The sequence below is a fragment of the Algibacter sp. 2305UL17-15 genome, from assembly GCF_040720935.1.
In the GTDB taxonomy this organism is placed as follows: domain Bacteria; phylum Bacteroidota; class Bacteroidia; order Flavobacteriales; family Flavobacteriaceae; genus Jejuia.
Map to the genome: position 1 here is coordinate 1 of NZ_JBFDAE010000024.1, position 21,339 is coordinate 21,339.

23 protein-coding genes are annotated in these 21,339 nt (G+C 34.2%); 5 read left to right on the forward strand and 18 right to left on the reverse strand.

Annotation, left to right across the window (positions count from 1 at the left end):
- Window positions 1-342: 342 nt before the first annotated feature.
- From ABXQ82_RS17910 to ABXQ82_RS17945, 8 genes are all read right to left on the reverse strand, one after another.
- Window positions 343-603 carry a Txe/YoeB family addiction module toxin gene (locus ABXQ82_RS17910; RefSeq protein WP_367063020.1) on the reverse strand — a complete coding sequence of 87 codons (261 nt, stop codon included), beginning with the start codon at window positions 601-603 and terminating at the stop codon, window positions 343-345.
- Window positions 604-852 carry a type II toxin-antitoxin system prevent-host-death family antitoxin gene (locus tag ABXQ82_RS17915; protein WP_367063022.1) on the reverse strand — a complete coding sequence of 83 codons (249 nt, stop codon included), beginning with the start codon at window positions 850-852 and terminating at the stop codon, window positions 604-606.
- A gap of 567 nt (window positions 853-1,419) precedes the next feature.
- On the reverse strand, window positions 1,420-2,586 hold the full coding sequence (locus tag ABXQ82_RS17920; RefSeq protein WP_367063024.1) for an acyl-CoA dehydrogenase family protein: 1,167 nt from the start codon (window positions 2,584-2,586) through the stop codon (window positions 1,420-1,422).
- A 70-nt stretch (window positions 2,587-2,656) separates the two neighbouring features.
- Window positions 2,657-3,541 (reverse strand): helix-hairpin-helix domain-containing protein, encoded by an 885-nt coding sequence (locus tag ABXQ82_RS17925; RefSeq protein WP_367063026.1) that lies wholly within the window; start codon window positions 3,539-3,541, stop codon window positions 2,657-2,659.
- A gap of 24 nt (window positions 3,542-3,565) precedes the next feature.
- Complete coding sequence (locus tag ABXQ82_RS17930; RefSeq protein WP_367063028.1) at window positions 3,566-5,188, reverse strand: alanine/glycine:cation symporter family protein; 1,623 nt, start codon at window positions 5,186-5,188, stop codon at window positions 3,566-3,568.
- 96 nt (window positions 5,189-5,284) lie between these two features.
- Entirely contained in the window at window positions 5,285-6,277 is a 993-nt protein-coding gene (locus tag ABXQ82_RS17935) for a potassium channel protein (RefSeq protein ID WP_367063030.1), read from the reverse strand.
- A gap of 42 nt (window positions 6,278-6,319) precedes the next feature.
- Window positions 6,320-6,547, reverse strand: coding sequence for a PspC domain-containing protein (locus tag ABXQ82_RS17940; protein WP_367063032.1), 228 nt, complete (start codon window positions 6,545-6,547; stop codon window positions 6,320-6,322).
- A 96-nt stretch (window positions 6,548-6,643) separates the two neighbouring features.
- Window positions 6,644-7,918, reverse strand: coding sequence for a DUF2851 family protein (locus ABXQ82_RS17945; RefSeq protein ID WP_367063034.1), 1,275 nt, complete (start codon window positions 7,916-7,918; stop codon window positions 6,644-6,646).
- A 97-nt stretch (window positions 7,919-8,015) separates the two neighbouring features.
- On the opposite strand from ABXQ82_RS17945, the gene ABXQ82_RS17950 reads away from it, so the two are divergent.
- The 4 genes from ABXQ82_RS17950 (at window position 8,016) to ABXQ82_RS17965 (ending at window position 10,998) form a co-directional block, all read left to right on the forward strand.
- Window positions 8,016-8,411, forward strand: coding sequence for a DUF2721 domain-containing protein (locus tag ABXQ82_RS17950; protein WP_367063110.1), 396 nt, complete (start codon window positions 8,016-8,018; stop codon window positions 8,409-8,411).
- A gap of 14 nt (window positions 8,412-8,425) precedes the next feature.
- Window positions 8,426-9,886 carry a sulfatase gene (locus tag ABXQ82_RS17955; protein ID WP_367063036.1) on the forward strand — a complete coding sequence of 487 codons (1,461 nt, stop codon included), beginning with the start codon at window positions 8,426-8,428 and terminating at the stop codon, window positions 9,884-9,886.
- Window positions 9,887-10,001: 115 nt separating this feature from the next.
- A complete protein-coding gene (locus ABXQ82_RS17960) occupies window positions 10,002-10,469 on the forward strand; it encodes an N-acetyltransferase (RefSeq protein WP_367063038.1) in 468 nt (155 codons plus the stop codon).
- Window positions 10,462-10,998, forward strand: coding sequence for a hypothetical protein (locus tag ABXQ82_RS17965; RefSeq protein WP_367063040.1), 537 nt, complete (start codon window positions 10,462-10,464; stop codon window positions 10,996-10,998). Before ABXQ82_RS17960 ends, ABXQ82_RS17965 begins: the two co-directional genes overlap by 8 nt.
- A gap of 258 nt (window positions 10,999-11,256) precedes the next feature.
- Here the strand turns inward: ABXQ82_RS17965 and ABXQ82_RS17970 are convergent, their stop codons facing one another.
- On the reverse strand, window positions 11,257-12,492 hold the full coding sequence (locus tag ABXQ82_RS17970; protein WP_367063042.1) for an FtsX-like permease family protein: 1,236 nt from the start codon (window positions 12,490-12,492) through the stop codon (window positions 11,257-11,259).
- Window positions 12,493-12,501: 9 nt separating this feature from the next.
- Between ABXQ82_RS17970 and ABXQ82_RS17975 the strand changes: the two genes are divergently transcribed.
- Complete coding sequence (locus ABXQ82_RS17975) at window positions 12,502-13,815, forward strand: DUF1343 domain-containing protein (RefSeq protein ID WP_367063044.1); 1,314 nt, start codon at window positions 12,502-12,504, stop codon at window positions 13,813-13,815.
- Here the strand turns inward: ABXQ82_RS17975 and ABXQ82_RS17980 are convergent.
- From ABXQ82_RS17980 to recR, 9 genes are all read right to left on the reverse strand, one after another.
- The gene (locus tag ABXQ82_RS17980; protein ID WP_367063046.1) at window positions 13,812-14,642 is read right to left on the reverse strand and encodes a sterol desaturase family protein; all 831 of its coding nucleotides are present in this window, start codon (window positions 14,640-14,642) and stop codon (window positions 13,812-13,814) included. The two genes, ABXQ82_RS17975 and ABXQ82_RS17980, sit on opposite strands and share 4 nt — an antisense overlap.
- A gap of 185 nt (window positions 14,643-14,827) precedes the next feature.
- Window positions 14,828-15,052, reverse strand: coding sequence for a hypothetical protein (locus ABXQ82_RS17985; protein ID WP_367063048.1), 225 nt, complete (start codon window positions 15,050-15,052; stop codon window positions 14,828-14,830).
- A gap of 59 nt (window positions 15,053-15,111) precedes the next feature.
- A complete protein-coding gene (locus tag ABXQ82_RS17990; RefSeq protein ID WP_367063050.1) occupies window positions 15,112-15,468 on the reverse strand; it encodes a helix-turn-helix domain-containing protein in 357 nt (118 codons plus the stop codon).
- Between the two features lies 1 nt (window position 15,469).
- On the reverse strand, window positions 15,470-15,763 hold the full coding sequence (locus ABXQ82_RS17995) for a type II toxin-antitoxin system HigB family toxin (RefSeq protein ID WP_367063052.1): 294 nt from the start codon (window positions 15,761-15,763) through the stop codon (window positions 15,470-15,472).
- A 209-nt stretch (window positions 15,764-15,972) separates the two neighbouring features.
- Window positions 15,973-16,590, reverse strand: coding sequence for a hypothetical protein (locus ABXQ82_RS18000; protein WP_367063054.1), 618 nt, complete (start codon window positions 16,588-16,590; stop codon window positions 15,973-15,975).
- A 179-nt stretch (window positions 16,591-16,769) separates the two neighbouring features.
- Window positions 16,770-17,546 carry a 3'-5' exonuclease gene (locus tag ABXQ82_RS18005; RefSeq protein ID WP_367063056.1) on the reverse strand — a complete coding sequence of 259 codons (777 nt, stop codon included), beginning with the start codon at window positions 17,544-17,546 and terminating at the stop codon, window positions 16,770-16,772.
- Between the two features lie 385 nt (window positions 17,547-17,931).
- On the reverse strand, window positions 17,932-19,266 hold the full coding sequence (locus ABXQ82_RS18010; RefSeq protein ID WP_367063058.1) for a dihydrolipoamide acetyltransferase family protein: 1,335 nt from the start codon (window positions 19,264-19,266) through the stop codon (window positions 17,932-17,934).
- 86 nt (window positions 19,267-19,352) lie between these two features.
- Window positions 19,353-20,453, reverse strand: coding sequence for a glycosyltransferase family 2 protein (locus ABXQ82_RS18015; protein ID WP_367063060.1), 1,101 nt, complete (start codon window positions 20,451-20,453; stop codon window positions 19,353-19,355).
- A 9-nt stretch (window positions 20,454-20,462) separates the two neighbouring features.
- A complete protein-coding gene (gene recR, locus ABXQ82_RS18020) occupies window positions 20,463-21,080 on the reverse strand; it encodes a recombination mediator RecR (RefSeq protein WP_367063062.1) in 618 nt (205 codons plus the stop codon).
- Window positions 21,081-21,339: the final 259 nt, after the last annotated feature.

The window sequence follows — 21,339 nt, forward strand, 5'->3', positions numbered from 1 at the left end:
AATGCCAATTAGAAATTGGGGAATTATATTGAACCAATTTTTAGCTATATTTGAAAACAGGATTAAACTATAAATAATTTAACCCTGAGTTTTGAAACTTACACAGATTTTAGGATAGTGTCTGGGAAATTAACAGACATTATTGACTCAAAAATAAATTCTGTATTGCAAAAAACGTTGGAAGGAACGCCCCGCTAGTACTCGTTTGCAACGAGTACGGTATTGAGTAAATCTAAATAATTTACATCAAAGTTAAGTTAATAATATAACTATGTATAGAAACTGATTGCTAAAAGCATAGTTATAGGTACTCGTTACAAACGAGCACCAGCAACCTATATATTATTTTCCATAATGATATCGACAAGCTGCTATCAAAATGTGTTCATCTTTATATTTATAAACCAATCTATGTTCTGAACTTATTCTTCTAGACCAATACCCTTGCAAGTCTCCTTTTAGAGCTTCGGGTTTTCCGATGCCCTCAAAAGGTGTTCGCATACAGCTTTTAAGGAGTTCATTAATTCGTTTGACGATTTTCTTATCAACTTTTTGCCAATACAAATAATCTTCCCATGAAGAACTAGACCACGTTAATTTCATTTATTCTAATACATCTTTTTGAATGCCGTTTCCAGCTTCAAGCTCTTTGATAGAATTTAATAATACGTCTCTGTTTTTGCCAGTTAGCAAATAGGTGGTTTCTTTTAACGAGTTGTATTCGTCCAATGAAATTAATACAAGGTCTTTACCATTTTTTCGTTTAATGACAATATCACTAACATCATTGATTACTTTATCGAACCAATGTTTTAGATTTGAGCGAAAGTCTGTGTAATTTACTGTTTCCATAACGCAAAAATAATAAAAAAGTACTTATTTAAGTACTTTTATGCATTTAAATTTCTCGAGGAAAATCATTTACAAATCTATACCTTATGTAATTATGCGAAATATCAAACTAAAATATTGGGCATGAGCCCTAAGTTTTATATTTTTAAAATTTCTAAATGAGTTCTTCTCCTATTACAAATCTTGATATCTAATAATCTCTAGAATAAAACCTGAACATACATCGAAATATTAGCAAAAAAATTAAGTAGCAGGTTTATACCCCCGCTAGTGCTCGTTTAAAACGAGTACCGTATTGAGTTTAAATATTTTATGGGTACTCGTTAAAAACGAGCACCAGCAACTTGAGTCTGTTTTATTACATAGAGTTTTAAGACGGAAAAACTGATAGTAAACACACATTTAAGACTTACCCAAAACCTAGCAAACACCCGCGTTAGAGATTGAAACGGCACCCTTTTGCTTTTACAATAAATTGACCAATAACTTTTGGTTTAAGCTGAATATTTATTAGTGGATTCCTGCCTTCGCAGGAATGACAAAAAACACCTCAAAAATAACAACTATTTAAGTCGCAGGTTTATACTCCTTTTTATCAATAATAATTTTTGCAAGAATCTCTCTTAAAATCTCTGAGGTTCCGCCACCAATAGGCCCTAGTCTGCTGTCTCTAAACAAACGCGCCATGGGATAGTCTTCCATATAACCGTAACCGCCCAAAAACTGAAGACATTGGTAAATAACATCATCGGCCATTTTGGTGGACTTCAATTTTGAAATTGTAGCTTCTTTTACCACATATTCGCCTTTATTGAGTGCATTGGCTACTGCGTAGTTATAGCTTTTGCATATCTCTAAATCGGCATACAACTCTGAAATAGTATGTCGAAGTGCTTGAAATTTATCTATAGTTTTTCCAAAAGCATGACGTTCGCTCATATATTGCAAGGCGTATTCTAGTGCAAATTCTGCTCTGGCGTGGGCGTTAATGCCCATAATTAAACGCTCTAAAGCAAAATGTTGCATGATGTAATTGAAGCCTTTGTTTTCATCGCCCATTAAGTTACTTGCGGGAATGCTAACGTTATCAAACGCTATTTCTCCTGTATCTGATGCGCGCCAACCCAATTTATCCAATTTGGTTGCCGAAACGCCTTTGGTTGCTCTATCTATAACAAATATGCTGATGCCTTTATTTCCTAATTCTGGTGTGGTTTTGGCGGCTATAATTAAATAATCGCTACTTACACCATTGGTTATAAATGTTTTAGAACCGTTGATAATGTAATTATCGCCTTGCTTAATGGCGGTTGTTCTCATACCTGCCACATCGCTTCCGCCAAAAGGTTCGGTAATGCACAGACAGCCTATTTTTTCTCCTGAAATACTTGGGGTAAGGTAGTTTTGCTTTATGGCCTCGTCGCCTTCGGCATTTAAATGCGTCATTGCTAAATACACATGCGCCCAAACTGCTGCTGCAAATCCGCCTGAATTGATTTTTTGCAATTCTTCCAATAGTATTACGGTGTAGAATAAATCTAGATTTAAACCGCCATAGGCTTCAGGATAGTTAATTCCCAAAAAACCCATGTCGCCAAACTTTACCCAAATAGATGGATCTATTTCTCCAGATGTTTCCCAACTTTCGATGTGAGGCACAACCTCTTTCTTCAGAAAATCCTGCAAACTTTTTCTAAAGAGATGATGCTCTTCAGTAAAATACATACTTGTCATACCGTAATTTTTAGATACACATTAAACGCCTGTTCGGTTTGTTAGGATAGGAAATTTTAATGTACTCTTTTTATTGAATTTGCAAAGATAATTTAATTATTTCTACTTTGCTTATCGGGAAGTCTTTAACTTTTGTTAATTCGTCTAAAGACCTAAAGCCTTCGTGCAACTGACGGTATTCGATAATATTGTGTGCTATTTCGTAGTCTATATGCTGAATTGTAACTAGTTCGTCAGCTGTTGCCGAATTGATATTTATTTTGTTGATTTTTCGGGGTGTTTTTACTGTGAACTCTTTAGTGATGTTCGAAATCACTTCTGAGGTTAAACCATAAACCTCTTGTAATTGAACATCTGCAATAAAACCGCCTTTGAATTTATCGCGATACTTTATGATGCGTTGAGACAATACTCCTCCAATGCCATTAACACGTTGCAACTCTTTTGCGGAAGCCGTATTTAAGTCTCTTTTTTGAGCGTAGGTTTTTGGTTTATTGTTGTATGAATTTGAAAATACATGTTTTGGTTTAGGATTTGTAACCCATTCCGGAAATTTAAAATACGGACTTATTGCAGCAAGTAAAGAATCTGAAACACCTGTAACGTCCTGAAACTGTTTTGTGGAGTTAATCCATTGGTCTGCTTTTCGGAATGCAAGCAATTTATCAATTTCGGCGTTGCTCATTCCTAAAGTTGCGCCTTTATAATCTGTAATGAAATTTGGATTGAAAGGATAAATTTTAGGCTTTCTTGCTTCAATTTCGACTTTTCGAAGTGAATCAATTTCAGCTTCATATTGTTGTAATTCGGTTTCATTTATTGAAATATCTTCAGAATTATTCTCAACAGCCATTGGAACAACAAAAAAATAAATACATTGCAGTACAACTATGATAAATAACAATAAAAAAATCCCATTTCGTTGTTCTTTAGTGAATACAAAATGGGATTTCATATAATTTCAATTTAAATGTTTTTATTACATGTGCTTGGTTAAATCTTCAGCACCTTCATCCAAAGCATCTTGTTTTAAACTTATAGCTTTTAAATACTTTTTCAATTCCTTACTAATAACTGGCGACAGTATAATTACCCCGATAATATTTGGAACTACCATGGCGAAAATCATGGCATCGGAGAAATCTATAACCGCTCCAAGACTGATAGAAGATCCTACCACAACGAAAAATAAGAATAATACTTTATATACCAAGTCGGTTATTTTCCCTTTACCAAACAAAAACACCCACCCTTGCATGCCGTAATACGACCAAGAAATCATGGTTGAAAATGCAAATAAAATTACCGCAACTGTCAATACAACCGAAAAGTGTGGGATTACAGTATCAAAAGCGGTAGCAGTTAGCTCTACACCTTTTTTAATTGGCACGCCATATTCCATAAAACTGCCGTCAAAATTGGTAATAACAATCACTAAAGCTGTCATGGTACAAATAACTACTGTATCCACAAATGGCTCTAAAAGCGCAACAATCCCTTCACTTGCAGGATATTTAGTTCTTACTGCGGAATGCGCAATTGCAGCACTACCAACACCAGCTTCGTTGGAAAAAGCACCTCTTCTAATGCCTTGAATCATAACTCCAACAAGACCGCCTGCTATTCCTAATCCAGAAAATGCACCATGATAAATTAAAGCGAACGCATCATCAATCAATGTCCAATTAGCACCCAGAATTATTAAAGATGCCAACACATAGATTCCTGCCATAAAAGGTACTATTTTTTCGGTTACCGAAGCTATTCTTTTAATGCCCCCAATAATTACTACAGCCACAATTACAGCCATACCTAGTCCAAAATACATACCTGCATTGGTACTTTCAAAATTAAATAATTTTATAAATTGAGCCGCTGCTTGGTTTGCTTGAAACATATTTCCGCCACCAAAAGAACCACCTATTACGAATATGGCAAATAATACGGCAAGTACTTTACCAAACCCTTTCATACCTTTTTCCTTAAGCCCCTTGGTCAAGTAATACATAGGACCGCCATAAACAGTACCATCTTCCCCAACATCTCGATATTTTACACCCAAGGTACATTCTGCAAATTTTGATGCCATACCCAGCAAACCTGCAAGAATCATCCAAAATGTTGCACCAGGGCCACCAATGGACAATGCCACCGCAACACCAGCTATATTCCCCAAACCTACGGTTGCGGACAAAGCGGCTGTTAATGCCTGAAAGTGAGATACTTCTCCATGGGCACCATCGTCCCTTAAGGTTTCAATAATATTTTCATCTTCATTTGGGGTCATGTCGCCATAAAGTGTATCGGCACCGTGTTTTTCAATATCCTCATATTTACCTTGAACAACACGTACGGCTGTTCTAAAACCTGTAATATTTATAAATCTAAAGTAGAATGTAAAAAATAATGCACCACCAATTAACACTATAAGTACCCACGGAATTTTGTAGGTTTCCGAAAATGGAATTTCATAAAAAATAGCATCCACAAACCAACCTGTATAATCTTTAAAGACTCTATCTATTTGTTCTGAAGTTGATTCTTGAGCGAAGTTTATTAATGGTAAGAACAATGTACATATTGAAAGAAGATATTTCTTCATAGTAAAAAATCTGTTAGTTGATTATTGAAAAATGCGCATAAGAAGTTAGCAAGATGCTAAAAAAAAATCGATTTTTAAAACATAATGACTTAATTGTTATGAATCCTCTATGTCAATATCGTATATGGAATTTAAATCTTGTATTTGTTCTGGTCTGCCTAAAACTATAATTTTTGAGTTTGGAGCTAGAATTAATTCTGCCTCTGGATTTAAGGTATATTCTCCGTTTTCATCTTTATAACCAATTACGGTACAGCCTGTTTTTTTTCTTAAATCTAAATCTTTAATCGTTCTCGCCTTTTTTGAATTGAACAACTTTTCTACTGCAACCTCTTCTAGATTTATTTTTGATTTCCCAACAATCGACAAATTATCAATAAACTCCATTAAACCAGGAACCACAACTAAAGATGCCATATGATCTCCTCCTATCTTATCAGGTAAAATCACATTATTGGCCCCTGCAAACTTTAATTTCTGATAAGAAGATTCCTGAGATGCCCTACTGATAATATTTATTTTGCTATTCATTTGTCTTGTAGAAAGTACCACAAACAAATTATCGGCATCATTTGGTAATGCAGATATAAAATTAGACGCCCTTTCTACACCTGCCATAATTAGTGTTTCGTCTTCGTTCGCATTTCCAATTACATAAGGCACTTCATCATGTTTTAAACGCTCCTCCACTTCTTTATCCCTTTCAATTACAACGAATGATTTGTTGTGAGCTTGTAATTTTATAGCTGCCTGTTTCCCATTTCTACCGTAACCGCAAATAACAACATGATCGCTAAAACTATCTATTTTCTTCTGCATCTTTTTATGTTTTAATTCTTCAATATTATTTTTGCTTAAAATAAATTCGGTAATTATAGACAACGCATAACCCACAATAATTATACTTGCCAATATTAGAAAAATAGTAAATATTTTTGATTGATCGTCTAACGGCATAACTTCACCAAAACCAACAGTGGTCATGGTAATTACCGTCATGTAAAGTGCATCGACCCAAGAATAATCAGAAACATATCTATATCCAAACACACCAATGCCCAATATAAGCACTAATAAAATTAGTGCCATATATATTCTGGATCTAAAAAGTCTTATTATCGGATTCATTTATTACAAGTCGAAAACTGATGAACGTTTTGTATAGACTAAATCTTTTATACGCATCCAAAATGCCAAAAACATATAGAGTGCAAAACCAAAACCAACCGTTACAAATGTGATGTACATAAACGAGGTACGCACCACTTTTGCACGAATCCCCAACCTATCGGCAATACGCTGGCAAACATGATATCCATGCTTTTGTAAATACAATAAGCTTCTGTAAAAAATATTCATAAGCGCAAGTTAATCTTTAGTTTGAAAGTTTGAAAGTTTAGGGGCTGAAAAAAAGTTTATAGGATATAAGTTTAGGGGTTTAGAGGTTAAAAAAGTTTAACTGTTCAAAAGTTTGTTACCAATAGCACATTTTAAACATTGGTTTTTATCGCAATATTCGTTTTTAAGCTGGATTAATGCTTGAGATTTTAATGCATTATTTGAAACTTCTTTTTTAAGCGCATTAAATTTATCTATAATACTATTTTTTTCAGAAGGCATTTGTTCCATAATTCCAATAATTTTTTCTTCGGAAGATTTGCCTCGATTTTTGGCATAACTGAACTTTAAAGGAATAATTGTGTTGATAATTAAGAGCTGAATGAACGATTTAGTAATCGCCTTTTTTGATGCTTTTGAAGTTTTCGCAAAGGTGTAATGCGTTTTCCAGAATTCTGAAGCACTAACAGATAACATCTCAATTATCTTTTCGATTGATTCAGCTTCAACTAATTTTGAAAATAGATTTTGATGTTTATGATATAGATTTGCCAATTGCGATAATCTTATCGTTGGGAAATTACTTGGTCTTAACCTAAAGAATGAAGGTGTTACAACCAACGTATTATCAAGACTGAACTTTTGTATTAAAAACGTGTATTCTTTTTGTAGTTGCAGATAATATGCGTCTTCAATCGTTTCATTTAACAAACCCGATTGCCCGAATAACAACGCCTCAATACTTTCAATTTTAGATTGTGTTTTTCTTAAGATTGAAAAGTCAAAAGAACTTGCCATACTTAAAAACGGGTCTCCATTTACTTTCAATCCGAAGTTCTTAGCCAACATTTTGAACAATACCGCTTCCCAATTGTTTTTTGAATCTTCTAATAATTTTAAAACTTCAACAGATTTTCGTTCTAAACGTTCAAAATAAAGTCGCTCTAACCAATTGTTATTCGTAAAATCGTCAATAGTTGCAAAATCATTTTCACAATTAATCCAGTTTTGACTTGAATGAAACAATTTGGTATAATTTTTTAATGCTGAAGGCGACACATAATCTTTTAATTCTAAAGTAGGAATTACAGAATTATCTTTTCTAAATACTTCAGAATCGTGCTCCCAAACCACATGTAAAATCACGTTATCATAAGCTTTGTCTCGCTCGTGATTGTGTAAAAACCAATCGGAAGATTTTAAGTGAATCTCAATATTCCCTGCCCAAAGCTGGTCGTTAATTCTAACTTGACCATTGAAAAAATCGGGACCTGCGTTTAAATTATGTTGCCCGTTTGCTATAATAGCAATGGCTTCGTTATTTGAAGTTTTTAAATTCTTAGAATCAAACTTTTTATGTTTCCATATGTAATGTAGAAAGTCTTCTTGCACCACCCGAAAATATAAAAATCCTACACCAAATCAAACATAAAATAACACTAATAATTAATTTGCTATGACTAACTTTGACTACACCTTTAAAAAAATTATGGAAGAATTGACACTTACTACGCCAGCCTTACTGTTTTCGGCTATTTCTTTAATAATGTTGGCTTACACCAATAGGTTTTTAGCATATGCAGCAACCATAAGAAGTTTACATGATAAATACATTCAAAATAAAAATAGTGTTTTAATAGCACAAATTCAAAACATCAAAAGGCGATTGTACCTTACCAGATCCATGCAAATACTAGGAATCTCTAGTCTTTTACTATGTGTTTTAACGATGTTTTTAATTTATGTACAACAGCAGTTTATTGCTATCTGGGTATTTGGTGCTGCTTTATTGTTGTTAATTGCTTCATTAGCTTATTTGATTTTAGAAATCCAGATTTCTGTAAAGGCTCTGGAACATCATATTAGTGATATTGAGAATAGTTAAAAAAACTTTTTAAGATGAAAAAACATGCAACTTTAATTCTATTTATAGCAGTAGTTTTTCTTGGCCATAATAATATAATCCGAGCTCAAAACTCCGAAACACCAAATGTAATTGTCATTTTTATAGATGACGAAGGCTATGGCGATGTGGGTTGCTACGGCGCAACAGGTTTTGAAACACCCAACCTAGACCAAATGGCAAGCAAAGGCATGCGGTTTACAAATTTTTATGCGGCCCAACCTGTGTGTAGTGCTTCGCGTGCAGGACTTTTAACAGGATGTTACCCAAATAGAATTGGATTTTCAGGGGCTTTATTTCCGCATCATAATATTGGAATTAACCCAAAAGAACTAACCATTGCAGAGCTATTTAAAGCACAAGGTTATGCAACCGCTTGCTTTGGCAAATGGCATTTGGGCTGGCAAAGAGAGTTTCTGCCGTTACAACATGGTTTTGATGAATATGTAGGTTTGCCTTATTCAAATGATATGTGGCCACATAGCAATATTACTGGAGAAAAATCACCAAAAGGGAAATGGGCTTCAGATTTTCCAGAATTACCTTTAATGGAAGGCAATGAGGTTATCGAGAACATTACAAGTCTGAAAGATCAAGATAAGCTCACAACACTTTTTACTGAAAAAGCAGTCGATTTTATTAATAGAAATGCAAAAAAACCATTCTTTTTATACGTGCCACATTCTATGGGACATATTCCTTTGGGCGTTTCTGATAAATTTAGAGGCAAAAGCGTGCAAGGGCTGTATGGTGATGTGATGATGGAAATTGATTGGTCTGTCGGAGAAATAAGTAAAGCTTTAGCGCAAAACAATATATCGGGTAATACGATTTTAATTTTTACATCAGATAATGGGCCTTGGTTAAATTTTGGAAATCATGCGGGTTCGTCTGGAGGACTACGCGAAGGAAAAACCACGAGTTGGGAAGGCGGACAGCGAGTGCCGTTTATCATTCGATGGCCCGGAAAAACTCCCGAAGGCACTATTTGCAATAAACTGGCTTGTGCCATTGATTTGTTGCCAACATTTTCTGCTATGACAAACGGAAAATTATCGGATAATAAGATTGATGGTGTTGATATTTCATCACTTTGGAAAGGCGACTTTAAATCTGAACCACGAGAAACTATTCTATACTATCACGGTAAGAACAATTTAAACGGTGTGCGTAAGGGCAATTGGAAACTGGTATTGCCCCATACATGGCAATCATACAACACAAGCCCCGGAAATGATGGCCATGCTGGCAAAAGAATAAAAATGAGTATTGAAACACCTGAACTTTATAATATGATGCGCGACCCCGGGGAACAGTTTAATGTGTATGACGATTATCCTGAAAAAGTTAAGGAACTTATGGAAGTTGTAGAACTGTCCCGTAAGGAACTTGGGGACTTGAATGTTGGTATCGAAAAAGGGAGTGGTAATAGGGATATTGGGAGGTTAGAGGGTTAGAAAAACGCAATGTTTACTTTACCTATAAGTTAATTAATATATAATATATTCACAAAAACGTAAACTTTTATTGTTCTAATTTCAATTTACGGAAACATTTTCGTATCTTTAAAAGATGGTTATTGTCGAGACTTCAACAGGTAAAAAGTACCAAGTGACAATATCGCTTGTTGATGACATTGACTATAAAACATTAAAAAAGGAACGTTATTTTTTTGATTGGAAAGAAGAACAGGGTTTTGAAGTGTACAAATTGCGCGTAATAGGTTCAAGTGAAATATTAGGCCTTATGTCATTAGAAAGAATTCCTAGTGAATGGAGAATACACATTAGACTTCTTACTGTTTCCTTTGAAAATCAAGGAAAGAAGAAAATATACGATAATATAGCAGGAAATTTGATAGCGCATGCCGCAAAAATTGCAGTAGCTGACTATGCCGAATTAGCATGTGTTTCTTTAAGGCCAAAAACCGAAATATCTAAACATTATATTGACAAATACAAAATGATATTAACAGGAATGACATTAAGTATAGAAGTCCCTGAAATACTAAATTTAATAAATCTATATGACCATGACTAGCAGAAAAAACAGAAATTTAATTAAAGATTCGGAGTTTGGTTTAGATTCAAGATATAAATCAAAAAAAGAATATAAATCAGAAGCTACCGCTTTAATGGAAGCGCGATTGAACAGAATGAAAAATTTATCTAAGGATCAAATTATTCGTGCTAAACTCATGCAGTTAAAATTAAACATGGAAGAATTTATTAAACAACCTGTTTATGATAATCGCAATTATTTTTCAGAGTTCTTAGAATCTTATGTAGATACCATCTATTCTAAAAGAAGTGTCTTTGCAAAAGATATTAATATTACGCCTGCAACACTAAGTCAGGTTATCAATAACCATAGAGCACCAACAGATGAATTAATTTTAAAGCTAATGCTTCATTCCGAAAAAGTTTATAAAAACATATGCGATTTCCGCAAGAAAACTTGGTATCAGGTCTATTTTCATGAAAAATTATGTGATACAATGTCAAGTCAAGAAGAATGGAGACCAAAGATTGAAAAGGATGTTAAATTTAGTGTTTTAATTGAAAAATAGACAATTGTACATTTCTAAAAAATTTACATATTTTTAAGAGTTATTACTACTAGAAGTTTAACTAAATGAGGTCTTGAACATCCTAAAATTTCAGCAGCTCTTTCGACCGTAACTTCTGTTGCAACTAGGACAAGTGAAAATGGTTTTCCTTGACTCGTTGCCTTTAATATTTCTCCCAAAAAATGGTAAACACCAAATTTTCAGTTAAAATAAACTCAGCACACATTGCGCAAGGGTTTTCCTGAAGCCAAATAAAAATCATTCAAACCGAATAGCCTTAACTGGAGAAATCTTCGTAATGATGTACGAAGGTACCAAAAGCATAAGGAGACAAAGTGCTAGTGTGCCAATATTTAGTCCAACAATATACCCCAAACTGATGTAAACCGGTGCTTCGGTAACGTAATACACATCTGGGTTCATTTCGAAAATCTTGAAGCGTTTTTGTGCAAATAAAAGGCTTAAACCAATGATGTTTCCCCAGAATAAACCGAGTAGTATTAAATAGGAGGCGTTGTATAGAAACAGTTTTCGGATGCTCCAATTAGAACTGCCCAAAGCTTTTAAAATTCCTATCATTTGTGTGCGTTCCAGGATTAAAACCAAGAGAGCTGTTATCATATTAATACCTGCTACCAGAATCATAATCCCGATAATGCCATAAATATTTTTGTCAAAAATTTTAATCCATTCTATGATGGAATAGAACTTTTCGTTTACGGTGGAAGTGTTTAGGGTTGATGGCGTGTTCTGGAAAATTTCAACACCCATGCGTTCTAAATCGTCATAATCGTCAATAAAAACCTCGAAGTTTCCTATTTGGTCGTCGTCCCATTTATTGATGCGTTGAATATGCCTTAGGTTTCCGATGAGGTAAGTGGCATCGAAATCTTGAAATCCGGAATTGTAAATGCCCACTATTTTAAAACTGATGATATTTGGCGGTTTTTCGGTATCGTCTTTTAGAAAATACATTTGGAATTTATCTCCGAGCTTAAACTCTAATCTGTTGGCTAAATATTTTGAAATAAGTACTTCTTCGCTCCATTTGGTATCGAAACTTGGAATACGTCCTTCAACCAAATATTCTTTGAAATAATCCCAATTATAATCTGACCCTACACCTTTTAAAACCACACCTTCAAAATCGGTTTCGGTTCGTATTACCCCGAATTTTGTGGCTACTGCCTGTATGTGCTTAACACCTTCTACGGCTTTAAATTCTGGATAAAAGTCTTGTATTTTAGATATGGGCACTAAACTTTCTTGGGATGCGTTACTATCATAATTCGTAATGGTGGCATGCCCATTGAATGCAACTACTTTATCGCGTATTTTTTCTTGTAGCCCAATACCTGTTGCAATGGCAATCATCATCACAACCATACCTATTGCAATTGCTGCAATTCCAATTTTTATTATTGGTGCCGAAATACTACTTTTATACGCTTTACTACCAATAATGCGTTTAGCTATAAAATACTCGTAATTCAAAATTATACCATGGATTTTAATGTTTTCAAAAATACAGTTTTCTCTATAATTACTGGGATTGTTTTGGTAATGATTTCTTGTGGGAATGGGAATAAGACCGAAGACGGACGGTTGTTGACCGAAGACGGAGGACGGAAGACAGAAGTTAGCAATAATAAGGAGATTCTTCGCTCCGCTCTGAATGACACAGCGATTATTGTTGGCGCAAATAGAACTGAGTTATATTTACCTATTTTGAAAGGTAAGCGTGTTGGGGTTGTGGCGAATCAGACCTCTGTCATTTTTAAAGAGGTTGCCGCGTCGCGAAAAGGGCCTCGCAATGACAATTATACGCATTTGGTGGATTCTTTATTGGCTTTGAAAGTAGATGTCAAAAAAGTATTTTCGCCAGAACATGGTTTTAGAGGAAAAGCTGATGCTGGCGAGCTGGTTAAAGACGGGGTTGATACCAAAACAGGATTACCAATAATTTCTCTCCATGGCAAGCACAAAAAACCTTCTGCTGAACAACTTGAAGGTTTAGACATTATTATATTTGATATTCAGGATGTCGGTGTTCGTTTTTACACGTATATTTCTACGCTACATCATGTGATGGAAGCTTGTGCAGAAGCAGAAATTCCTGTTCTGATTTTTGACAGACCTAACCCAAACGGACATTATATTGATGGGTCAACTTTAGAAATTGAACATAAAAGTTTCTTAGGAATGCACCCGATACCTTTGGTACACGGCATGACTATTGGTGAATATTCGCAAATGATTAATGGTGAAAAATGGTTGGAAAATGAGCTTCAATGTGAAATAAATATCATTCCCATAAAAAATTACACGCACAACACATTTTATAGTTTACCTATTAGGCCGTCTCCTAATTTACCTAACGATCAATCCATAAAATTATACCCTAGTCTTGGACTTTTTGAAGGCACCAACATCAATGCTGGCCGGGGTACTGAATTTCAATTTCAGAGATTTGGTGCTCCGTTTTTAGACAAAGAAATTTATAAATTCAGCTATACGCCTATTGCTAACTTTGGAGCGAAACACCCCAAGCACAAAAATGTTATATGTTACGGTAAAGATTTAAAAGATGAAGAATTGCATGGCGTTATGACGCTTAAATGGGTCATTGAAGCGTATCAAAATTCGACTGACAAATCTTTGTTTTTCAATACTGACAACTTTACAAAACACGCTGGAACTAAAAAGTTACAACAACAAATTGAATCTGGTTTATCTGAAAAAGAGATTAAAGCAACTTGGAAACCTGGGCTTGAAGCTTTTGAAAAAACTAGAAGGAAATACCTGATTTATGATTAAGGTTTCATCGTTGGCTTTTGATATTTCTGAAAGGGTTGAATCAGCAATTCCTTGATATTTCCGTTTTTTTGTTCATCTGGAAAGACATCCACACCGTAGATAATTTCATCTGTATCCAATTTCATAAATGTTCCAAATAATCTGTCCCACACCGAAAAAATATTCCCATAATTCGAATCGGTGTAGGGCAATCGGTAATGGTGATGCACCTTATGCATATCTGGAGAGACGATAACGTAACTTAAAATATCATCGACCCTTTTAGGAAGTTTAATATTCGCATGACCAAATTGAGAGACGGAAACAGAGAGCGCCTGATACAAAATCACCAAAGCTATTGGGGTTCCAATGACAAAAATACCGGTAAGGGTAAAAATATAACGTATGATGCTTTCTAGTGGATGATGTCTATTTGCGGTAGTTACGTCGATATTATGGTCGGTATGGTGCACCAAATGAATCATCCAAAGAGGTTTTACTTTGTGCTCGATTAAGTGGGGTATGTATGCACCAATAAAATCCAACAGCAGTAATCCGATAATGACGTATAGCCATAATGGCATTTCAGGCAACCAATTCAAAATCCCAAAATTATTGGCTATAGTCCAATCCGAAGATTTTAAAAAGAGAAACGCCAATGGTATATTTATCAAAATTGTGGTGATGGTAAAAAAAATATTTGGAATGGCATGTCGCCATTTTTTATAAGGCTTTCCAAATAAGGGCATGATACCTTCCAAAATCCAAAAGAATATTAAACCTCCAACAATAATGATGGCGCGGTGGTGTGGTGGGATGGTTTCGAAATAGTTTAAGAGTGCCTCCAATTGGAATTTTATTTTAAAGATAATAAAAAACTAAAAATATTGCTCGAAGACGGAAAGGGCGAAGCGTTTAGTCTATTATATTTTTATTGGGGTTACACTCCCGAAGTATAGGGAGACACGGGCAAGTCCGCATTAGCCCATCTTCAACCCAAAGTTATACTTTTTTAGTCTTGTTTTTTAAACTTTTAAAAAGTCAAAATATTTGCCCATTTTAAAAGAAAAATTACCATAACTGTAATTCCGCCTCTAATAAAAAATGCACCACTCCAATAAAAAGTTTTCGTTCCCCATTGCTGCCACATCTTTTTACCATATTCATTTTCAGCATAACCACTAGTCATTTTCCAATACAAAAAAGTGATTATTAAAAAAATTGCTGCTGCTATTACTATGACCCAAGTATTTTTCATTTGTTGGAGGTTTAATTTGTGTTTTGAATTGCTATAAATAACACATTCCGCAATTGCACTTAATAATCTTGTATCAAAACTTCGGTAGGGATGTGCAATTTGGCATTTAATTTTCTAATCATTTCCAAAGTTAGTTTACGCTTTTTATTCATTATTTCGCTCACTCTACTTTTAAAGCCTATCATTTCGACCAAATCTTTTTGTTTCAATCCCATTTGTTCCATCCTAAAACTAATGGCTGAAATGGGATCTGGCATTCCAATCGGGAAATTCTTGTTTTCGTAGTTATCAATTATAATTGCAAGAATTTCCAATTCGTCGCCTTCATCAGTTCCTCTTTTGGCATCAAAAATTTCTTCTAAACGCTCAAGTGCTTTTTTATAATCTGCCTCGTTTCTAATTGGTTTAATTTTCATATTAAATTTCGTTTGCGATAATCTTGTCATATTCCGCGTGCGTTCCAATAAAACGTATCCACGCAAGTTGATACTCAAAATTAAATTTAACAATCAGTCTATAATCATTTCCTTTAATGTTAAAGACAATCCTGTTTTCTTTTAAAATAATTGCGCTTGGATATTCCGATTTAAGGTCGTTAATAGATGACCCATTCGATGTTTCGGTTTCACGATACCAGGTTTTCAATTGAAGTTCGCAGTCGCCATGCTTTTTCCAAAAATCTCGTAAAGTTCCTCTCGAAAATATTTTCACGCTAAATTATTTATGGCAAACATATAATAAAAGTTACCAAAATGATAACTTTTATACTTTTTTTTAAGTATTATGAGTATTGTCAGACAGTCTAATAATCCATATACAAACATACTTTTTAATTTATGCTTGCTCTTTTAATTCCTGTCTGCTGCAGGCGACTCTATCTAGCGCTATTCATAGTAGTCTCTCTTCTATCGTAGTTAACCTTATTTCAGTTGATAGTTTATATCGTCCAATAATATTTCAAAATCAGCTATTTGATTCGAGAATATAACAAAGCTACTTTTTTTGATAATATATTCTTGTCTCTTCTTTATTTTAGATATTGACTTCTTTATTTTTTTGCATTCTCTTTTTAAGCTCTCACATTTTTCAGAATCAAGTTGTTTTTCAATATCTTGAATTTTAATTTTTTGTTCCGCAATTTTATTTTTCAGAACCAATGATTGCTGTAACTCAAAGTCAATCTCTTTCATTTTTTTAACAGCAGAAAGAACATAAGCCCTGTTTTCAAAATATTCATTCGAGTATTCCAGTTTAAGAAATCTAGTTTTAATTCGACTGATTTCCTGTTTGTAAAGATTGCATCTATTCCCAAGTAAAGGTTTGCATTTCGATGGACTTAGTTCCGTTTCGAGATAAGGAATAACAATTTTAAAATCAAACGCAATTTGTTTTACTCCGTTCTGTATTTCCATCATATTATCTAAATTATATGACGGAACTTTTAGTGTTTTGGTGCTGTAAGATAAATTGTTGAATTTTTGACCATAGATTATCAAGCAATGAAATGGTATTAATAATAAAACTATAAATTTTCTCATTTTTATCTATTCCTCAAATTAAATCCAACTCTTTATGTAATTACTTTTACGTTTCATATTCCGAAAATAGACCAGAATATCATAAATTTCATCATTCTATACAAGACATTTCATCTATCATCAATCATTTCAAGCAACATCCACCGGTCATCCGTCATCCGTCACCCGTCTTCTTTTTTTCAACCCAACTTATTATTAAAACTCCTTAATTTAATAGCAGTCAACACCTTTTTAGTATATAACGGAAAATCCGCATTCAATAACCACCCAAAATAGCCTGGTTCTTTCTCCAAAATTTCAGTAACCAATTTGCCTTTATGCTTTCCGAAGGAAAAACATTCTTCTCCTTTTTTATTGTATGAAATAAAACCTGCAAAATCTGCAAACTTTTTTCGAGAGCTAAATTCTGCTAAAAACTTGGTATCGTTTTCAAGGTCGTCATATTTAGCGATTTGTGCTTTTAAAACTTCAAAAGTGGCATTGGTATCTGCTGCTGCACTATGTGCGTTCTCTAAACTTTTATCACAATAAAATTTATAAGCTGCACTTAAAGTACGTTGTTCCATTTTATGGAAAATAGTTTGTACGTCAACCGCTAAACAGTTTTTCATGTCGAAATCTATATCGGCACGTAACATTTCTTCAGCCAAAAGCGGAATATCAAATCGGTTAGAGTTAAAACCTCCCAGATCTGAATCCTTTATCATGTTGTAAATTTCTTTGGCTAATTCCTTAAAAGTTGGTTTATCTGCCACATCTTCATCTGAAATGCCATGAATTTCAGTAACTTCTTTAGGAATTGGTCTTTCTGGATTTACAAGCCACGTTTTGCTTTCCTCCTTGCCGTTAGGATGTACTTTTAGGATTGCTATTTCTACAATTCTATCGCTTGTGATATTGATTCCTGTGGTTTCTAAATCGAAAAAACAGATGGGTTTTGTTAGGTTTAATTGCATTATATTTTTGATTGATTTTTATGATATTTTTTTTAATTCAAGCCAAAAACTTCTAGTTCTTATTTAGTTAGCTTTTGCTTTGGCCCCTCCGCCTACCAGCACCTCCCCTTAAAAAAGAAGAGGAATTATTAAAGTATTGCTTCTTAATGTAATGACTCCTCTGAAATTGAGATCTTTCAGGTTTTCAAAACCTGAAAGGTCTGGAAGAAGTATGCTATTTAACTACAGACAATTAATAATGTAACTTTGTATTTCAATTTTTGTCATGTACCTATATATTTAAAATAAGTTTGTAAAAAATACTTGTCAATTCTTTTTGAACCAATAACCATTGAAAGGTTACATTGCTTAGTACAAACAAATTAGATTCCTGCCTTCGCAGGAATTACACTTCTCGATCACTATCCCAAGCCTCCAAGTAATCCTTGACAGCTTTCACGAATAGACTCCCAAGCGCACCATTCACAACTCTATGATCGTAAGAATGAGACAAAAACATACGGTAACGGATGCCTATAAAATCCCCATCTGGAGTTTCAATAACCGCTGGTACTTTTCGAATGGCACCTAAGGCCAAAATACCAACTTGCGGTTGATTGATTATTGGTGTTCCCATAATACTGCCAAACGAACCAACGTTTGTAACCGTATATGTTCCACCTTGAATATCGTCTGGATTTAATTTATTTAGTCGTGCTCGATGTGCTAAATCATTTATCTTTTTCGTCATGCCTACCAAATTCAATTGGTCTGCATCTTTTATCACAGGCACTATTAAATTACCATCTCCAAGCGCGGTGGCCATCCCCAAATTTATGTGTTTCTTTTTGATGATTTTGTCGTCATTAACCGAAATATTCATCATGGGATAATCTCGCAATGCTTTGGCAACAGCTTCCATAAAAATTGGCGTAAACGTTAGTTTTTCACCTTCTCTCTTTTCAAAACCATCTTTTACTTTTAAGCGCCAATTCCAAATGTTAGTCACATCGGCTTCAATAAAACTTTGTACATGTGCCGAAGTTTTTAAAGAATCTGTCATATGATTAGAAATAAGTTTCCCCATTCTCGTCATTTCTATAATTTCATCTTCGCCACTAACAACTACTGGTTTTGGGTCTTGTTTTTTAACTTCTGGCGCAATTGCAGTTGGTGTTTCAGGAATTTCTTTTTTAGGAGCAACTTCTTTTACAGACGATTTTCCGCCGTTTGCGATATAATCTAGAATATCATTTTTAGTTACCCTTCCTTCTTTTCCTGTTCCGGGAATAGTATCTAATACTTCTTGGGTAATCCCTTCTTGTTTTGCAATATTTTTAACTAATGGCGAATAAAAACGCTCATTACTTGATATGGCCGGTGCGGTAGTTGCCACAACTTCTTTAGCTTTTTCAACACGCTCAATTAACTGACTTTCAATGTCTTCTTCAGAATCGTTTGCTTCTTCTTCTGGCGCACTTGATAATTGATCTTCATCTCCATCAATTTCAATAACCGCCAATACTTGTCCTACCTGAACGACATCGTCAACATTAAATCGTTTTTCGACTAAAACACCATCAACCTCACTTGGCACTTCGCTATCTACTTTATCTGTTGCAATTTCTAAAACTGCTTCATCCAACTCAATAGTATCACCAACTTCTTTTAACCAAGATGTTATGGTTGCTTCCGCAACGCTTTCTCCCATTTTCGGTAATGTCAATTCAAACTTTGCCATTTTTATAAATTAAAGCCTTTATTTATTATTACGATTGCAAAATTAACGAAAAATCATCAATTCTGTTAAATTATCTACAACAAAACCTACGAAAAACCAATAACCTCGCCTCTTCCATTAGCACTATCGCTCCCCAATATAAAATTAGAATTTTTTGGCACTATTTTAAAGGTACAGGTTTTATGTTTTGATTGCGCTTCCATATCAGTTATTATTTTACTGAAAGTCAATACGTTATTATCAAATATGAGTTCAGTTCCGTTTTCATAATTGGCAACTTCTTTTTCAACTAAAAGTTCTTTTGATAAAACAGATTCCAAATTTTTAATCTTTTCATCTGAAATTAAAACATATTGAGAAACCGCTTTTTTTTCAGTTTCTGTGTTCTTTTTAATAAGCGGCATTATTTTAATCCCGAACCAAACTAGCGTGTCAAAAAACAGACTTTTCTTAAAATGTTTCTTGTAGAAAATTTGCATTGCACCGTAAAATCGTTCGGCGTATTTTTTATCTTTTAAAGTACTTTCGCCTTTAAAATGAATCACACTGGTATTTCCAAAATAATAGTTTTGGTAGCCTGCATTCCCTATTTTATAGGATAAATCGATATCTTCTCCGTACATGAAATAATCTTCATCAAATCCGCCTACTTCCAGATATACATCCTTTTTTAGAAACATAAATGCACCAACCAAAACATCTATTTTCCCAGATTCATTTTCGGTTAAATGATTTGCGTAATAGTGTTTTGAGTTCCCTATCACCTTTTTTAAAGCAACACTTACAATAGGAACATTTCGCTTGCTTTCTGGCAAAAAAGTTCCTGTACCATCTATTAATTTACAACCTACCGCACCTAGCCTATTTTTATCTTTACAAAATTCAAGCAGCTTTTCAAAGGTATCTTCGGCAACGACCGTATCTGGATTAAGAATACATAAATACTCGCCTTTTGCTTGTGCAACACCACTATTATTTCCTTTAGAAAACCCCGAGTTTTCTTTGTTTTCAATGAGGTTGACTTCTGGAAATAATTCCTTGACCATGATGCAACTTTCGTCTTTCGAATCATTGTCAATCACTATAATTTCCGCATCAAGATTAACGGTAGCAGCTTGTACACTTTTCAAACAGAGTTCTAAAAAGTAACGCACATTATAATTCAATATAATTACTGAAAGCTTCAAATAGGGTTGTTATAGTTTTAAGGATGATTCAAACGGCACACGGTTAACGATACTTCTGCCCAAGGTAATTTCATCTGTATATTCCAACTCGTCGCCAACGGAAATTCCCCTTGCAATGGTTGACGTTGTAACGTTATATTCTTGAATTTGTTTGAAAATATAAAAATTGGTGGTATCGCCTTCCATGGTAGAACTTAATGCAAAAATAATTTCATCTACAATGCCAGACTTCACTTTATCCACCAAAGAGACAATATTTAAATCGTGAGGCCCAATACCATCAATTGGCGAAATTTTACCACCCAAAACATGGTATAGTCCTTTGAAAGAACTTGTGTTTTCAATCGCCATAACATCTCTAATGTCTTCAACAACACAAATTAAACGTTCTTTCCTATTTGGGTTTGCACAGATTTCACACAACTCCACATCGCTAATATTATGACAGGATTTACAAAACTTAATCGTATGTCTCATACTAAGCAATGCTTCTGATAAAGCGGTAGTTTGCGCCTTTGGTTGCCGCAACATATGCAGTACCAAACGCAATGCTGTGCGCTTACCAATACCTGGTAATTGCGACATTTCGTTGACCGCATTCTCTAACAGTTTTGAAGAAAATTCCATAGTTGCAAAATTACTGCTTAGACACGAATTTCACTAATTTATAGTCGGTCTTTTAAAAGTAAACCCACTTTTTATTTAAAATTATTTTTCGCCACGAATGCACCCATAAAACTAAATATTAGCTGGAAATATAATTATCGCTAATAAAAAATTAGTGCAGATTCTTTTTGTATGCATCCATTTAGTATATGATAAATATAGTTTAACCGTTGTTAAACGACGGTTATATTGCTAAAAACAAGACCCTTCAGGTTTTTAA

Excerpts from the sequence above, each read along its gene's own strand:
- ABXQ82_RS17910 (WP_367063020.1), bottom strand. The coding sequence starts at position 603 with ATGAAATTAACGTGGTCTAGTTCTTCATGGGAAGATTATTTGTATTGG.
- ABXQ82_RS17915 (WP_367063022.1), bottom strand. The coding sequence starts at position 852 with ATGGAAACAGTAAATTACACAGACTTTCGCTCAAATCTAAAACATTGG.
- ABXQ82_RS17920 (WP_367063024.1), bottom strand. The coding sequence starts at position 2,586 with ATGACAAGTATGTATTTTACTGAAGAGCATCATCTCTTTAGAAAAAGT.
- ABXQ82_RS17925 (WP_367063026.1), bottom strand. The coding sequence starts at position 3,541 with ATGAAATCCCATTTTGTATTCACTAAAGAACAACGAAATGGGATTTTT.
- ABXQ82_RS17930 (WP_367063028.1), bottom strand. The coding sequence starts at position 5,188 with ATGAAGAAATATCTTCTTTCAATATGTACATTGTTCTTACCATTAATA.
- ABXQ82_RS17935 (WP_367063030.1), bottom strand. The coding sequence starts at position 6,277 with ATGGCACTAATTTTATTAGTGCTTATATTGGGCATTGGTGTGTTTGGA.
- ABXQ82_RS17940 (WP_367063032.1), bottom strand. The coding sequence starts at position 6,547 with ATGAATATTTTTTACAGAAGCTTATTGTATTTACAAAAGCATGGATAT.
- ABXQ82_RS17950 (WP_367063110.1), top strand. The coding sequence starts at position 8,016 with ATGGAAGAATTGACACTTACTACGCCAGCCTTACTGTTTTCGGCTATT.
- ABXQ82_RS17955 (WP_367063036.1), top strand. The coding sequence starts at position 8,426 with ATGAAAAAACATGCAACTTTAATTCTATTTATAGCAGTAGTTTTTCTT.
- ABXQ82_RS17960 (WP_367063038.1), top strand. The coding sequence starts at position 10,002 with ATGGTTATTGTCGAGACTTCAACAGGTAAAAAGTACCAAGTGACAATA.
- ABXQ82_RS17965 (WP_367063040.1), top strand. The coding sequence starts at position 10,462 with ATGACTAGCAGAAAAAACAGAAATTTAATTAAAGATTCGGAGTTTGGT.
- ABXQ82_RS17975 (WP_367063044.1), top strand. The coding sequence starts at position 12,502 with ATGGATTTTAATGTTTTCAAAAATACAGTTTTCTCTATAATTACTGGG.
- ABXQ82_RS17985 (WP_367063048.1), bottom strand. The coding sequence starts at position 15,052 with ATGAAAAATACTTGGGTCATAGTAATAGCAGCAGCAATTTTTTTAATA.
- ABXQ82_RS17990 (WP_367063050.1), bottom strand. The coding sequence starts at position 15,468 with ATGAAAATTAAACCAATTAGAAACGAGGCAGATTATAAAAAAGCACTT.
- ABXQ82_RS18000 (WP_367063054.1), bottom strand. The coding sequence starts at position 16,590 with ATGAGAAAATTTATAGTTTTATTATTAATACCATTTCATTGCTTGATA.
- ABXQ82_RS18005 (WP_367063056.1), bottom strand. The coding sequence starts at position 17,546 with ATGCAATTAAACCTAACAAAACCCATCTGTTTTTTCGATTTAGAAACC.
- ABXQ82_RS18010 (WP_367063058.1), bottom strand. The coding sequence starts at position 19,266 with ATGGCAAAGTTTGAATTGACATTACCGAAAATGGGAGAAAGCGTTGCG.
- recR (WP_367063062.1), bottom strand. The coding sequence starts at position 21,080 with ATGGAATTTTCTTCAAAACTGTTAGAGAATGCGGTCAACGAAATGTCG.